General features: G+C 53.0%; 16 protein-coding genes. 10 read left to right on the forward strand and 6 right to left on the reverse strand.

From position 1 onward, the window contains the following. Positions 1-6: 6 nt before the first annotated feature. The 3 genes from rna to uspG all read left to right on the forward strand — a co-directional run bounded on the left by rna (position 7) and on the right by uspG (position 1,937). Positions 7-810: a ribonuclease I gene (gene rna, locus DFO56_RS03165; protein WP_045508939.1), complete on the forward strand. Its 804-nt coding sequence runs from the start codon at positions 7-9 to the stop codon at positions 808-810. Between the two features lie 138 nt (positions 811-948). Further along, positions 949-1,359, forward strand: a complete 411-nt coding sequence (gene rnk / locus DFO56_RS03170) for a nucleoside diphosphate kinase regulator (RefSeq protein WP_017455866.1) — start codon at positions 949-951, stop codon at positions 1,357-1,359. A gap of 149 nt (positions 1,360-1,508) precedes the next feature. Next, positions 1,509-1,937 (forward strand): universal stress protein UspG, encoded by a 429-nt coding sequence (gene uspG, locus DFO56_RS03175; RefSeq protein ID WP_017455865.1) that lies wholly within the window; start codon positions 1,509-1,511, stop codon positions 1,935-1,937. 80 nt (positions 1,938-2,017) lie between these two features. On the opposite strand, the gene ahpF is transcribed toward uspG, so the two are convergent. Next, a complete protein-coding gene (gene ahpF, locus DFO56_RS03180) occupies positions 2,018-3,583 on the reverse strand; it encodes an alkyl hydroperoxide reductase subunit F (RefSeq protein WP_045508936.1) in 1,566 nt (521 codons plus the stop codon). Between the two features lie 241 nt (positions 3,584-3,824). Beyond that, a complete protein-coding gene (gene ahpC, locus DFO56_RS03185) occupies positions 3,825-4,388 on the reverse strand; it encodes an alkyl hydroperoxide reductase subunit C (RefSeq protein ID WP_002894394.1) in 564 nt (187 codons plus the stop codon). 367 nt (positions 4,389-4,755) lie between these two features. Between ahpC and dsbG the strand changes: the two genes are divergently transcribed. Continuing rightward, positions 4,756-5,502, forward strand: coding sequence for a thiol:disulfide interchange protein DsbG (gene dsbG / locus DFO56_RS03190; RefSeq protein WP_020456990.1), 747 nt, complete (start codon positions 4,756-4,758; stop codon positions 5,500-5,502). 40 nt (positions 5,503-5,542) lie between these two features. Here dsbG and DFO56_RS03195 read toward each other — a convergent pair whose 3' ends face one another. After that, positions 5,543-6,703 carry a pyridoxal phosphate-dependent aminotransferase gene (locus DFO56_RS03195; protein ID WP_045508933.1) on the reverse strand — a complete coding sequence of 387 codons (1,161 nt, stop codon included), beginning with the start codon at positions 6,701-6,703 and terminating at the stop codon, positions 5,543-5,545. A 116-nt stretch (positions 6,704-6,819) separates the two neighbouring features. Between DFO56_RS03195 and DFO56_RS03200 the strand changes: the two genes are divergently transcribed. The 6 genes from DFO56_RS03200 (at position 6,820) to DFO56_RS03225 (ending at position 12,548) form a co-directional block, all read left to right on the forward strand. Beyond that, positions 6,820-7,434: a methylthioribulose 1-phosphate dehydratase gene (locus DFO56_RS03200; RefSeq protein ID WP_045508930.1), complete on the forward strand. Its 615-nt coding sequence runs from the start codon at positions 6,820-6,822 to the stop codon at positions 7,432-7,434. Beyond that, positions 7,431-8,120 (forward strand): acireductone synthase, encoded by a 690-nt coding sequence (gene mtnC, locus DFO56_RS03205; RefSeq protein WP_045508928.1) that lies wholly within the window; start codon positions 7,431-7,433, stop codon positions 8,118-8,120. Before DFO56_RS03200 ends, mtnC begins: the two co-directional genes overlap by 4 nt. Continuing rightward, the gene (locus DFO56_RS03210) at positions 8,117-8,659 is read left to right on the forward strand and encodes an acireductone dioxygenase (protein WP_045508926.1); all 543 of its coding nucleotides are present in this window, start codon (positions 8,117-8,119) and stop codon (positions 8,657-8,659) included. The genes mtnC and DFO56_RS03210 overlap by 4 nt, the downstream gene beginning before the upstream one ends. Positions 8,660-9,226: 567 nt before the next feature. Beyond that, positions 9,227-9,799 carry a DUF1349 domain-containing protein gene (locus DFO56_RS03215; RefSeq protein ID WP_045508924.1) on the forward strand — a complete coding sequence of 191 codons (573 nt, stop codon included), beginning with the start codon at positions 9,227-9,229 and terminating at the stop codon, positions 9,797-9,799. Positions 9,800-10,234: 435 nt separating this feature from the next. Further along, positions 10,235-11,773, forward strand: coding sequence for a methyl-accepting chemotaxis protein (locus tag DFO56_RS03220; RefSeq protein WP_045508921.1), 1,539 nt, complete (start codon positions 10,235-10,237; stop codon positions 11,771-11,773). Positions 11,774-12,095: 322 nt separating this feature from the next. Continuing rightward, a complete protein-coding gene (locus DFO56_RS03225; RefSeq protein ID WP_020456977.1) occupies positions 12,096-12,548 on the forward strand; it encodes a lysozyme inhibitor LprI family protein in 453 nt (150 codons plus the stop codon). Between the two features lie 73 nt (positions 12,549-12,621). On the opposite strand, the gene DFO56_RS03230 is transcribed toward DFO56_RS03225, so the two are convergent. Genes DFO56_RS03230 through DFO56_RS03240 form a run of 3 tightly spaced genes read right to left on the reverse strand, consistent with a single transcriptional unit; the run spans position 12,622 to position 13,531 of the window. Next, the gene (locus DFO56_RS03230) at positions 12,622-12,882 is read right to left on the reverse strand and encodes a hypothetical protein (RefSeq protein ID WP_082071768.1); all 261 of its coding nucleotides are present in this window, start codon (positions 12,880-12,882) and stop codon (positions 12,622-12,624) included. 41 nt (positions 12,883-12,923) lie between these two features. Further along, a complete protein-coding gene (locus DFO56_RS03235; RefSeq protein WP_045508918.1) occupies positions 12,924-13,196 on the reverse strand; it encodes a MafI family immunity protein in 273 nt (90 codons plus the stop codon). Further along, positions 13,196-13,531, reverse strand: coding sequence for an SdpI family protein (locus tag DFO56_RS03240; protein WP_020456974.1), 336 nt, complete (start codon positions 13,529-13,531; stop codon positions 13,196-13,198). Before DFO56_RS03240 ends, DFO56_RS03235 begins: the two co-directional genes overlap by 1 nt. Between the last annotated feature and the right edge of the window lie 34 nt (positions 13,532-13,565).

The following is a 13,565-nucleotide window of genomic DNA, read 5'->3' on the forward strand; positions in this document are numbered from 1 at the left end:
ACCGATATGTTTATAAAGGGATTCTTCACCTGCGCAAGCCTTGCCGCAACGCTGTTCTCCGTCGCTTATGCCGCACCGCTCAAGCCCACACAGTATGGTGACTTTGACCGCTATGTTCTGGCGCTCCCCTGGCAAACCGGTTTTTGCCAGAGCCTGCACGCGCAAGGTCGCAATGAGCCCGATGAGTGCCGACCGCAAAAAGAACCCGCCAACAAAGCCGATTATCTGACCGTGCATGGCCTGTGGCCTGGCCTGCCGAAATCCATCGCTGCGCGCGGTGTCGACGAGCGCCGCTGGATGCGCTTCGGCTGCGCTACACGCCCGATTCCAAACATGCCGGAGGCGAAAGCCAGCCAGAAATGCGCCGCGGCGGAAACCGGCTTGTCGCTGGAAGTCGCCAATAAACTCAACGCTGTGATGCCGGGCGCGGGCAGTACCACCTGCCTTGAGCGTTATGAATATGCCAAGCACGGCGTCTGTTTTGGCTTCGATCCGGACGACTATTTCGGCGCGATGGTACGCCTGGACACGGAAATCAAACAGAGCGCGCTCGGCCAGTTTCTGGCTGAAAACTACGGGAAAACCGTCACCCGTGACGCATTCAACGCCGCCGTCGCGAAAGCGTATGGCGATCAAAGCGTAAAAGCGGTGAAACTGACCTGTAGCGGCAACCCGGCGTGGCTGACGGAAATGCAGATCGCCATCAAAGCCGGGGCGATAAATGCACCGCTCGCAGCCACCTCTTTGCTGCCGCAACCGCACCCCGGCAACTGCGGAAACAGCTTCGTGATTGATAAAGCGGGCTACTGATAAATCATAATTCCGGCAAATGTGCGCGGCATCACTTCACAGCGCGCTGCCGTGTCAGTATTATCCCCTTTAGACAAACCCTCGCTGCCAGTCGGCGAGGGTTTTTCTTTGGATCAATCACCTGACATGGAGTACCAGATGTCCAGACCTGCCATTATCATTAATGAGCGAGACGCCGAGCGCCTCGACCGTCTGCTTGAGCAGCCCGCTCACGCTAACCTGCCGGTCGCGGATGCGCTAAATGAAGAGTTGGATCGCGCCCAGATGTGCGCACCAGAAGCGATGCCACATGATGTGGTGACGATGAACAGCACGGTAAAATTCCGTGAGCTGAAAAGCGGTGAAGAGCGCGTGCGCACGCTGGTTTATCCGGCGAATGTGACCGACAGCGCCAGCCAGCTTTCGGTGCTTGCGCCTGTCGGCGCAGCGCTACTGGGTTTGCGCGTTGGCGATACCATTCACTGGGAACTGCCGGGCGGCACCACCACCGACCTTGAAGTGCTCGAACTGCTGTACCAGCCCGAAGCCGCAGGCGATTTCATGCGCTAAGCCCCGCCCTGCGTTGTTATGCAGAGGATGCGCCCGCATCCTCTTTCCGTTCCCGCCCGTTTATTCTTCAGATTTGCCATCCAGGCAGCAAAATATTCCTCCCGTTTATGATTCAATCAGAAGGACATAATCTACAGGGAGAAACGTTTATGTATCAGACAATCATTATGCCGGTCGATGTTTTCGAAATGGAGTTAAGCGACAAAGCCGTGCGTCACGCTGAATTTCTCGCGCAGAGTGAAGGCGTTATCCATCTTTTGCATGTACTACCCGCCTCTGCCAGCCTGAGTCTGCACCGTTTCGCCGCTGATATACGCCGTTTCGAAGAGCATCTGCATCAGGAAGCGCAAACACGCCTTAGTACCATGATCACGCACTTTCACATTGATTCTTCACGCATTCATGTTCATGTCCGTTCAGGGAACGTGCGCGATGTGGTCAATGAGTTAGCCGAAGAGTTGAATGCCGATATGGTGGTGATTGCCTCGCGCAATCCGTCCATCTCCACCCATCTGCTCGGCTCGAACGCCGCGAATATCGTGCGCCACGCGCACATTCCGGTGCTGGTGGTGAGATAAAGACGCTCTGGCGTAAAAAAAGAGGCTACCAACGGTAGCCTCTTTACATTTGCAGGTATTGTTTACTTTCTTATTTTTGCTTACGCAGTTTTCGTGCGGATAAGGTAGTCAAAGGAACTCAGAGAGGCTTTGGCACCTTCACCCGTGGCAATAATGATCTGTTTGTACGGCACCGTGGTGCAGTCACCGGCGGCAAACACGCCTTTCACGCTGGTTTCGCATTTCGCGTCGATAATAATTTCGCCCATGCGGTTGCGCTCAATCGCGCCTTCCAGCCAGGTGGTGTTCGGCAGCAGACCAATCTGCACAAAAATCCCCGCCAGCGCCACGCTGTGAACATCGCCGCTCACACGATCGCGGTACTCAAGACCGGTCACTTTGCTGCCGTCGCCTTTCACTTCGGTAGTCTGCGCGTTCAGAATAATGTCGACGTTTTTCAGGCTGCGCACTTTGTCCTGCAACACCTGGTCAGCTTTCATTTCCGGGGCGAATTCAAGCAATGTTACGTGCTCGACAATCCCCGCCAGATCGATAGCCGCTTCCACACCGGAGTTACCACCGCCGATCACCGCCACGCGCTTGCCTTTAAACAGCGGGCCGTCGCAGTGCGGGCAGTAAGTCACACCTTTGGTGCGATATTGATCTTCGCCCGGCACATTCATGTTGCGCCATTTCGCGCCGGTGGCAATGATAATGCTGCGCGCTTTCAGTACCGCGCCGGACGCGGTTTCAATCTGGTGCAGACCGCCTTCCACCGCCGCAGGCACCAGTTTGCTGGCGCTCTGGCTATCAATTACATCGACGTTGTAATCCGAGACGTGCGCTTTCAGCGCGCCCGCCAGTTTCTGGCCTTCTGTTTTCGGCACAGAAATGTAGTTTTCAATATCAACAGTATCCAGTACCTGGCCGCCGAAACGCTCGCCCATCAGGCCGGTACGAATGCCTTTACGCGCTGAGTAAACCGCCGCCGCCGCACCCGCCGGGCCGGAACCGACAATCAGCACGTCGTAAGCGTCACGCTTGTTCAGCTCTTCCGCCGCGCGTTTTTCCGCACCGGTATCAATTTTGGCGACAATTTCGCTCAGCGTCATACGCCCCTGACCGAACTCCTGGCCGTTAACGAACACGGCCGGCACACCCATCACGTTACGATCGGTGATTTCGTTCTGGAACGTACCGCCATCAATCGCCGTGTGTTTAATGCGCGGGTTCAGCACCGCCATCAGGTTCAGCGCCTGTACCACGTCCGGGCAGTTATGGCAGGAGAGCGAATAGTAGGTTTCAAACTCAAAGTCGCCGTCGAGATCGCGGATCTGCTCAAGCAGCGCCTGCGCCTCTTTTGACGGATGACCACCGGTCCACAGCAGCGCCAGCACCAGAGAAGTAAATTCGTGACCCAGCGGCGAACCGGCAAAACGCGGGCCGTTATGCGAGCCAGGGTTAGTGATCAGGAACGACGGTTTACGCACCGCCAGGCTATTGTCTTCTTTAAAGGAGACCTTGTCTGACAGTTCAGCGATTTCGCCCAGCAGTTCTTTGATTTCTGCCGATTTCGCGCTGTCATCCAGCGTAGCAATCAGCTCAACAGGTTTAGTCAGTTTCTCAAGGTAGGCCTTGAGTTGGGTTTTCATAGTAGTGTCGAGCATAACGTTCTCCCTTAAAACATCATCATGCAAGCCGAATTGTTTAAGGCTGCATCAATGCAACTTGCATCATGGTGCTGAATAAAACGGGCACCCAAAAGTACCCGTTTGCCAGATAATTTCCCCAGTATTTCGCGCCAGAGCAAGGCGGCTGGCCTGAGAGTCCCGGGGGGCTTACAGCAGTAAGTGACCGGGGCGAGCAGGCGACGCCAACGCCGCTATGGCGTGAAAGACGACAGGAAATTTAGATTTTACCAACCAGATCCAGGGACGGAGCCAACGTCGCTTCACCCTCTTTCCATTTCGCCGGGCACACTTCACCTGGGTGAGAAGCCACGTACTGTGCTGCTTTGATTTTACGCAGCAGGTCAGATGCGTCGCGGCCGATGCCTTCAGCGGTGACTTCGATAGCCTGGATGATGCCCTGCGGGTCAACAACGAAGGTGGCGCGATCGGCCAGACCTTCATCTTCACGCATGTTGTCGAAGTTACGGGTCAGGGCGCCAGTCGGGTCGCCGATCATCGCGTATTTGATTTTCGCGATGGTTTCGGAGCTGCTGTGCCACGCTTTGTGGGTGAAGTGGGTATCGGTGGAAACAGAGTAAACGTCCACGCCCAGTTTCTGCAGCTCTTCGTAGTGGTCAGCCACGTCGCCCAGTTCAGTCGGGCATACGAAGGTGAAGTCAGCCGGGTAGAAGAAGAAGACGCTCCAGCGGCCTTCGGTATCTTTCTCGGTTACTTCGATGAACTCACCGTTTTTGAACGCCTGGTTTTTAAAAGGTTTAATCTTGGTATTAATTAAGGACATCTATACTTCCTCCGTGTTTTCGTTGGGGTGTAAGTTAACGAACTTCGATTGATTGAGCCAATGCGTTTGCTTTATCAAATCAATAAGTGTTAGCTAACAACCCGCAACGAGCAACCTTGTGAACGGCTGAATTGCCAAAAGTAAAAAGGCCACCGCGACGGGTGGCCTCGATACCTGAAATACCCGTGGGTAACTTCAGCGCCAGCAAGCTGGCTTTGCGTTGCGCTCATAACCTGTTGGTCATCAAGCGTTGTTGATTACACCACTGCGGGCACGTGAGGACAATGCCTTGCCCGGCGGTCTTACCGATGGTTGTGATAGGTTTTCTCTACCCTTGCTCTTTCCCACTGTTTTTATAAGGATTTTTATGCTCAAGCGCCTGTTAATGCTGACCCTGCTCCCGCTGACTCTGCACGCCGAAGAACTGCCTGCGCCGGTAAAAGCCATTGAAAAACAAGGCATCACCATCATTAAATCCTTCGACGCGCCGGGCGGCATGAAAGGCTATCTCGGTAAATATCAGGAAATGGGCGTCACCATTTATGTCACGCCGGACGGCAAACACGCTATCTCCGGCTACATGTACGACGATGCAGGCACCAACCTGAGCGAAAAGCTGATCGCCAAAGAGATTTACGCTCCGGCAGGCCGTGCACTGTGGCAGCAGATGGAAAAAGCCGACTGGCTGCTGGATGGCAAAAAAGAGGCACCGCGCGTGGTGTACGTCTTTGCCGACCCGTATTGCCCGTACTGCAAACAGTTCTGGCAGCAGGCACGCCCGTGGGTGGAATCCGGCAAAGTGCAGATCCGCACGCTACTGGTTGGCGTGATCAAACCGGAAAGCCCGGCAGCCGCAGCAGCGATTATGAGCGCGCAGGATCCGGCAAAAAGCTGGCACGACTTTGAGCAGTCGAACGGCAAAATGGCGCTGACGTTACCGAAAAGCGTACCGCCGGAAATGATGAAAAAGCTCAACATCAACCAGAAAATCATGGACGATCTCGGTGCGAACGCCACGCCTGCCATTTACTACATGAATGAAGACAATGTGTTGCAGCAGGAAGTCGGTTTGCCGGACGCGGAAAAACTGAACACGATTATGGGCGAGAAGTAAAAGCAGTCACGGCGGCGCAGGCAGCACCGCCGTTAACCTGTTACAGCTTACACAGGCGCTCTGCCGCCGCCAGCAGCGTCGATTCCTGTTTCGCGAAGCACAGACGAATCAGTTTGTGCGGGAAAGGATCGGCGCAGAACACCGACAGCGGGATCGCCGCCACGCCAACTTCTTTGGTCAGCCACTGGCAGAAACTCACATCGTCCAGAGCGGAAATCGCACTGTAATCCGCCAGCAGGAAGTAGGTGCCTTCGCACGGCAAAATCTCCAGCTTGCTGCGGCTGAGCGCATTGACCAGCACATCGCGCCGCGCGCGGTAAAACTCCGGTAGCTCACGATAATGTTCCGGCTCGGCGCGCAGCATATCCGCCAGAGCCAGTTGCGCCGGAGTATTCACCGAGAACGTCAGATACTGATGAACCTTGCGCAGCTCCGCGCTGATGGCGGCAGGCGCCACGCAGTAGCCCACTTTCCAGCCCGTCATATGGTAGGTTTTGCCAAATGACGACACCGCCACCGCCCGCTCGCGCAATTGCGGATGCGCCAGCACGCTGGCATGGCCCTCTTCGGCAAAACAGATATGCTCGTAGACTTCATCGCTCAGCACATAGATTTCGCGTTCGGCAATCGCCTGCCACAACGCAGCGAAATCCGCCTTTTGCCACACCGTCGCCGACGGGTTGTGCGGCGTGTTCAAAATCACCAGCCGCGTGCGGTCGCTGAGCAGCCCCGCAAACTGCTGCCAGTCGACGCGAAAATGCGGCGGTTGCAGCGCAATGCGTTTCAGCACCCCGCCGGATAGCTCGACCGCTGGCGCATAACTGTCATAGCTCGGATCAAAGCAGATCACCTCATCACCCTGGCGCACCAGCGCAGTAATCGCCGCGTACAACGCTTCGGTCGCCCCGGCGGTGACGGTGATATCGGTATTCACATCCGGTTTATGCCCGTACAACGCGGCCGTTTTATCGGCAATCGCTTCACGCAGCGCCTGCACACCGGTCATCGGCGCGTACTGATTCGCCCCCTGCGCCACATGAAACGCCAGCCGCTCCTGCAAATAGCGTGGGCCGTCGAAATCCGGGAAGCCTTGCGACAGATTAATCGCCTGGTGCTGCTGCGCCAGGGCGCTCATTTGCGTAAAGATGGTAGTGCCAAGCGCGGGAAGTTTACTTTGTGGAATCAGTGCGTTATTGCTCATTATTAGCTGCCTGCCTGTTATACGCGTGTTGCCGCCACTATAACACGATGCTAGTATTTGGCAATCAAGACGCTTAGACGTCTATACGATAACAATATTCCTTATAAGGAAGGGTGATGACAGACAACCTGCAACTCCAACAACTCGTTGCCGCCTGCCACTGGATAGGCGCGAAAGGCTGGGCACCCGCCACCGGCGGGAATATGTCCGTACGCCAGGACGCCGACTGGTGCTGGCTGAGCGAATCCGGCAAAGACAAAGGCAGCCTGACCACGGCGGATTTTTTGCAGGTGTCGATTGCCGATAACCATGCCCCTTCCGGTCGTAAACCCTCGGCGGAAACTGGCCTGCACACCTTGATTTACCGCCTCTACCCGCAGGCCAACGCAGTGCTGCACGTACACACTGTGAACGCGACGGTGCTGTCTCGGGTGGAGAAATCCCCTGCCCTGCTGCTGAACGGTTTTGAGATGCAAAAATCCCTGAGCGGCCAGACCACGCACCTGGACACCGTGCCGGTGGCCATTTTCGACAACGACCAGGATATCGACGCGCTGGCGGCTCGCATCGCCGACTATGCGCAGACCCATCCGCTGCGCTATGGTTTTCTGCTGCGTGGCCACGGGCTAACCTGCTGGGGGCGCGATGTCGCCGAAGCCCGCCGCCACCTGGAAGGGCTGGAGTTTTTATTTGAATGCGAAATGCAGCGTCGCCTGCTGGAGAGACCATGATCCGCGCTATCGTTACCGATATTGAAGGCACCACCAGTGATATCCGCTTTGTGCACAACGTCCTGTTCCCTTACGCCCGCGAGCGCCTGGCAGCGTTTGTCACAGCCGAGCAGTACAACGAACCGGTGAGTACGATCCTGGATAACCTGCGGGAAGAGATCGCCCGGCCACAAGCCAGCACCGCCGAACTGATTGACGTGCTGTTTGCTTTTATGGATGAAGATCGCAAATCAACGGCGCTGAAAGCGTTGCAGGGCATCATCTGGCGCGACGGTTATGTGAACGGCGATTTCAAAGGCCACCTTTACCCGGACGTATTGCCCCAGCTTGAGAAATGGAAAGCGCAGGCTATTGATCTGTATGTATATTCCTCTGGCTCGATTGCAGCGCAAAAACTGTTATTTGGCTACAGCGACGAAGGTGATATTACTCCTCTGTTCAGCGGGTATTTCGACACGCTGGTTGGCGCGAAACGCGATGTGCAGTCGTACCGCAATATTGCTGCGCAGATTGGGTTGCCGCCCGCGTCCATTTTGTTCCTCTCCGATATTCACCAGGAGCTGGACGCCGCCGAAGCGGCAGGTTTTCGCACCACGCAACTGATTCGCGGCGATGATGACGCAGCCAGCCATCATTACCAGGTTCCCTCTTTCAGCAACATTAAGCCGGAGCAGATCCCTTCATGAGCGCACTGACGATTTACACCGATACCGATGCCAGCACGCCGGTGTGGCACAGCACCGACTCCACAGAGATCCAGCAAAAACTGAACGCCAAAGGTGTGCGTTTTGAACGCTGGCAGGCCGACCGCGATCTCGGCGCAAACCCGACACCGGAGACGGTGATCACCGCTTACCAGCACGCCATCGACAAACTGGTGGCCGAGAAAGGTTATCAAAGCTGGGATGTGATCAGCCTGCGCGCCGACAACCCGCAGAAAGAGGCGATGCGTGCCAAGTTCCTCAATGAACATACGCACGGCGAAGATGAAGTGCGCTTCTTTGTGGAAGGCGCGGGCTTGTTTTGCCTGCACATCGGCAGCGACGTTTACCAGGTGCTGTGTGAGAAAAACGACCTGATTTCCGTCCCCGCCGGAACCCCGCACTGGTTTGATATGGGCTCAGAGCCGAACTTCACCGCCATCCGGATTTTTGATAATCCAGAGGGGTGGATCGCGCAGTTTACCGGCAGTGAAATTGCGGGTGGGTATCCGCGGTTGGCGTGATAATAAGGCTCCTTTTGGAGCCCTATTTTTAGATTTTCATGGTGGCTATCTAACCTCCATACAGGCATCTAAGGGATCACTTTTTTGTATATCACGTCGATCCCATTCCCAACGCAGCAACCGCTTGCTACACCCTGCTTTGTTGGCGCGCCATCTTCTTTCATCGCATCAAATGACTGAGCGGAAAATCGCCGCAGAAGAGTATCTGATCTAACCTATACGGCTTCCACTACGCGCAGTTAACGCTTTTGGGAGCCTGCCCGGTTCACGCTTTTTTAAGCGCCTTTATGATGCACGGATATTCTTCTGAATAGACACAAGCCACTTACTCACCTCCTTTTGCTAAGCCAAAACCCCCATATCCCTGCAAGCCTTCATTCCTGAATGGGATACGTTTTTTGGAGCGCAGTGTTTTACGGGAAAAAACGATATCTCATTATTTTCACAACGCCTTTGTTACGACGAAACATTTGTGATCCCTGCGTAATAGACCGCGCCCCGCACTGGCAATCTCCCCCGCCACCGGCGACACTCTTTAAGCCGCCAGCACAGATAAAGGAGCGAAACATGACGGGTGATTTTTACTGGATTAACGAACCGCAGCAGTGGCGTGAAACGCAGGGCAAAATGGAAGTGGTCACGGATGGCAGCACCGATTTCTGGCGCAAGACCTGGTACGGGTTTGAGCGCTTCAGCGGCCACGGTTTTGTGCGCGATGTGACGGGTGATTTCACCTTTCAGGTACGGATTCAGGCGCGTTTTTCCGAGCTGTATGACCAGGCGGGCGTGTTGTTGGTCGCGGACGAACAGAACTGGCTAAAAGCCGGGATTGAGTTTAATGATGGCGCGCCCGCCATCGGCAGCGTGCTGACGCAGGGTTATTCAGACTGGGCGACCGGTATTTTCCCAGGTGACGCGGGCGATTTCTGGCTGCGCCTGAGCCGCAAAGGCGACGCGCTACGGCTGCAATACTCCATCGATGGTCACATCTGGCCGCTGCTGCGGCTGTGCCATTTTCCCCACTCGCGTTGCGCGGTTGGCATGATGTGCTGCACACCGGAACGCAGCGGTCTGGAAGTCGTCTTTTCTGAAATGGCGCTCACGCCGCTGCTGGAAAAAGATCTCCACGATCTGAGCTAGGTTCACCAGAATATCAGCGCCTCAAGTACAGCGCAGGCAGTCGACGCGTTATTGACGCTACAGGCTGCCTTACCCAGCCAGGCCGAGAAAAATACTCACTCGTAAACATCCTTCTCTAATAATTTCGTTGATAAACTTTTTCTTGTGCTACACATTATTTCAGCTTTACTAAACTCTCGCGTTAAATAGTGGTAAAAATACAGAATATATTATTCACTCAATACCAACACGCTTTGAATATATTATATAGATAATACTTTAGTCATTTCATTAAAAATTTAGCGCTTGTATTTAAAGGTTATTTTCCCGAACACTTACCGAGCTAATGAAAAAGTAAAACTCACCTCTCTTTTTATTCATTTCGCTATGAAGGTTTCACTTTAGTCGCCGATAAAAATAGTGTTCCCCTGGATATGGAAAGTACCTGAGGCTGTTATGACCATTCTTAAGAAATTATTAGTCGTGTTTGCTATAACATTTGTTGCCATGATTGTGCTCGGTGGTCTTAGCATCCGGGCATTAGATAATGCGCAATCACGTTTCGATTACGTTGTGGAAAATAGTTTACCGAGTATCAGTAAGCTCAGCGAGGCGCTCCAGCACCGCGAAGAGGCGCGTCGACAAATCCTGATGTCACTGTTGGTCACCGATGAGACGGTGTTTGCCAAACATATGGCGCAAGCGAAAGATGAGCTAAATAAAACTAACGAGATATTTAAATATTATCGTGAAAAGCTTATTAGTGACGACATTGATGCACAGCAATTAAAAAAGACGCAAGATTCCTTTGATGACTATTTGCAAAAAGCAGAATCCATGGTTGGTGTTTATCACAGCGAAGGTGTTGAAGCGGCTCGAAAAATGGTTTCTGATGGCGGTATAACTGCCAATGCCTCTGTTGCTCTGAGCGCAAATATTAAAGATATGTTGACTCATAATTATAATATTGCTGCTAAATACGCCGAAAATAACCATGCACAATATATCAATACTTTTTGGCTATTAGTGGGAACCATTATCTTTTTGCTGGCGTTAATTGCCGTATTTGCTTCGTCAATTCTGAGCTATTTAAACAAGGGTTTAAAAAGCCTGCAAAAAAGTATGGAAACCATCAGCAGCACGCTGGATCTGACGCTTAAAGTTGATCTGCATAAAAAAGATGAACTGGGTGCAACTGCCAGCAGTTTTAATAACCTGATGGAGAAAATCCGCGAAGTGTTGAGCAGCGTAAAAGATGCCAGCAACGAAGTGGATGTCGCGGCGAGCGAGATCGCCAAAAGCAATGATGATCTGTCATCCCGCACCGAATCGCAGGCCTCATCGCTGGAGCAAACCGCCGCCAGCATGAACGAATTGTCAGCCACGGTGCGCCACAATATGGATAACGCCCAGGAGGCGAACGCCTTTATTGGTCGCGTACAGTCGATGGTGAATGAAAGCCATCGCGAGCTGAGTTCCCTGCAAAAATCCATCGACGATATTTCCGCGTCTTCGGCGAAAATCTCTGAAATCACCGACATTATCGACGGCATCGCCTTCCAGACGAACATCCTCGCGCTCAACGCAGCGGTGGAAGCCGCCCGTGCCGGTGAGCAGGGCAAAGGCTTTGCGGTGGTGGCCGGCGAAGTGCGATCGCTCTCGCAGCGTTCCTCGGTGGCGGCACGTGATATTCGTGGTTTAATCGATGAAGCCATCAAGAATGTCGGTCAGGGCGTCAGCTATGCGGCCAACGTGACCACGCGGATGAACGAGGCGCTGGGCGCGGTTGATGAAACCACGGTACTGATTAATCAGGTGAATAACTCTTCAACCGAGCAGAGCCACGGTATTGAGCAGGTTAACGTGGCGGTCAGCCAGATGGAGGGCAACCTGCAGCAGAACGCCGCCATGGTTGAAGAGATGGCCACCGCCGCGAACTCACTCAGCCACCAGGCCGGTAAACTGCTTAACGATGTAAACGCCTTTAAGCTGTAACCCATCATTGTCAGGCAAGTGCCCCCTACGCACTTGTCTGACAATCTTACCTCTCTCCGGCTTTCCTCGATAAATCCCCCAAATATTTACTTTTGATGCATTCACCCTGAAACTGCTTAGCACCAGTGCCAGACTCTGCTTTGCAACGCAATACAAACAGAAAATCACACAGGCCTACTTTGGCATGGCATTGCGGGGCGCTGGGCCATAAAAACCCTGGCGGTTTGCGTAGCTAAAACGATAAAAAAATCGTTGAGTTAATTCGCAAGCGTGATTTTGATATACCCTTTGAAGCGAACAGAAAAAGGATTAGCCTTCTGCCATGCAAATCATAAAAATTGCACTTGTCATCGTATCGCTATCAATTTTCAGTGCGGGTGCCATCACGCTTGATTCAGGCAAAGCTATCCAGCAATGCCTTACACTGCCTGCCTATGGTGATGAAAAAAACCAGACACAATGCAAAGAGGACTTGAAAAATAAATCAGAAAAATCACTACAAGAAACAATCACTAAGATAAAAACACGGATAAACAACGATTACGATACACCCTATCACCTTAATGATCCTGAAGGCAGTGAGATAAAAGATCTGTTTTGGGAGAGATTTAATAAATCTCAACAGCTTTGGATCGCATCACGAAATGAGTTCTGTGCAGCGTCAGCGTTATTAGTTGGCGAGTGGGCGGCAAGCCAGGATGATTTACAGACGCAATGCATTATTAATCAAAACACTGATCGCGAGCAGTTATTAAAAGCGACCTATATAAAATAAGCTGCCAGGCACCTTTATGCCGGAGTATTTTTTCTGTCGCAGGAAATAAATCTGGTGGTGATCTTCCCGGCTTCTACAATAAGCCTAACGCTTCCGGTAAATGGCTAATAAACGCGGTTTTATCGGCTGGATAGTGCCGCGATAACTCAATAAATATCGCCGTCAGGTGATGTTTATCATCTGCGTTTAATGTTTGCAGTTCAGCGGCAACCTGCTCCAGCGCGTTGATGGCGGCGTCCTGATCCAGTTGGTTTTCATCGGTGAACTCAAGGAAAATAGCCAAATCGGCGACCACCTTCGCCAGCGCAATTTCACAACGTGTTGGCAATTTCACCTCTCCTAATGGATGCATTTTCAGTTTTTTCGGCGCAAATATCACAAAGCGGAACCGCCTTCTTTAACTATCAGCGCTTTCATATGTTCAATACTGAAACCACCCCATTTACCGCCGTAGTCGTTAAAAATCTCTACGGCAAGGCGGTACTCCTCTTCGCTGATGGGCGCGTCTTCTTCGACGATATAATCGCAGATTGTTTCAAATGCTAAGCCGCTTTCACCGAAATCGACATATTCAATGGCAAAGCGCAGTTTCTCTGCATTCACGCGGCCAGCAAAACGCGCACCAAAGGTTTTAATGCCCTCGCGCATTATGATCCTCTTTTTTCCCGCGATTCGTTGACCAGCGCGCAAACCACCGGCACAGATACCGCCAGCAAAAACAGCATAATGCTGATCATTGCGTTACCCGCGTTTTCACGCCAGTTACCAAGCAGCGCTGAAAGCAGAAAAAATCCCACACCGCAGAGCAGCATCACTTTGCCAAAAAGGCGGTTCGCCCGATACCAGGCCGTGTCATCCCGCAAGGTTAGCGCGGTGCGCACACCGTAAAAACGATTGGGTTTGATACGTTGTCGCGCCAGCGGAATCGCAATCGCCATTAGCACCAGCATCCCAACGCTGAGGGAGAGAAAGATGTCGTTCATTGCAGGCTCCTTATGCTGAGCAGACATACATTCC

It is taken from the genome of Kosakonia sp. AG348 (assembly GCF_003337365.1).
GTDB lineage: Bacteria > Pseudomonadota > Gammaproteobacteria > Enterobacterales > Enterobacteriaceae > Kosakonia.

Excerpts from the sequence above, each read along its gene's own strand:
- rna (WP_045508939.1), top strand. The coding sequence starts at position 7 with ATGTTTATAAAGGGATTCTTCACCTGCGCAAGCCTTGCCGCAACGCTG.
- rnk (WP_017455866.1), top strand. The coding sequence starts at position 949 with ATGTCCAGACCTGCCATTATCATTAATGAGCGAGACGCCGAGCGCCTC.
- uspG (WP_017455865.1), top strand. The coding sequence starts at position 1,509 with ATGTATCAGACAATCATTATGCCGGTCGATGTTTTCGAAATGGAGTTA.
- ahpF (WP_045508936.1), bottom strand. The coding sequence starts at position 3,583 with ATGCTCGACACTACTATGAAAACCCAACTCAAGGCCTACCTTGAGAAA.
- ahpC (WP_002894394.1), bottom strand. The coding sequence starts at position 4,388 with ATGTCCTTAATTAATACCAAGATTAAACCTTTTAAAAACCAGGCGTTC.
- dsbG (WP_020456990.1), top strand. The coding sequence starts at position 4,756 with ATGCTCAAGCGCCTGTTAATGCTGACCCTGCTCCCGCTGACTCTGCAC.
- DFO56_RS03195 (WP_045508933.1), bottom strand. The coding sequence starts at position 6,703 with ATGAGCAATAACGCACTGATTCCACAAAGTAAACTTCCCGCGCTTGGC.
- DFO56_RS03200 (WP_045508930.1), top strand. The coding sequence starts at position 6,820 with ATGACAGACAACCTGCAACTCCAACAACTCGTTGCCGCCTGCCACTGG.
- mtnC (WP_045508928.1), top strand. The coding sequence starts at position 7,431 with ATGATCCGCGCTATCGTTACCGATATTGAAGGCACCACCAGTGATATC.
- DFO56_RS03210 (WP_045508926.1), top strand. The coding sequence starts at position 8,117 with ATGAGCGCACTGACGATTTACACCGATACCGATGCCAGCACGCCGGTG.
- DFO56_RS03215 (WP_045508924.1), top strand. The coding sequence starts at position 9,227 with ATGACGGGTGATTTTTACTGGATTAACGAACCGCAGCAGTGGCGTGAA.
- DFO56_RS03220 (WP_045508921.1), top strand. The coding sequence starts at position 10,235 with ATGACCATTCTTAAGAAATTATTAGTCGTGTTTGCTATAACATTTGTT.
- DFO56_RS03225 (WP_020456977.1), top strand. The coding sequence starts at position 12,096 with ATGCAAATCATAAAAATTGCACTTGTCATCGTATCGCTATCAATTTTC.
- DFO56_RS03235 (WP_045508918.1), bottom strand. The coding sequence starts at position 13,196 with ATGCGCGAGGGCATTAAAACCTTTGGTGCGCGTTTTGCTGGCCGCGTG.
- DFO56_RS03240 (WP_020456974.1), bottom strand. The coding sequence starts at position 13,531 with ATGAACGACATCTTTCTCTCCCTCAGCGTTGGGATGCTGGTGCTAATG.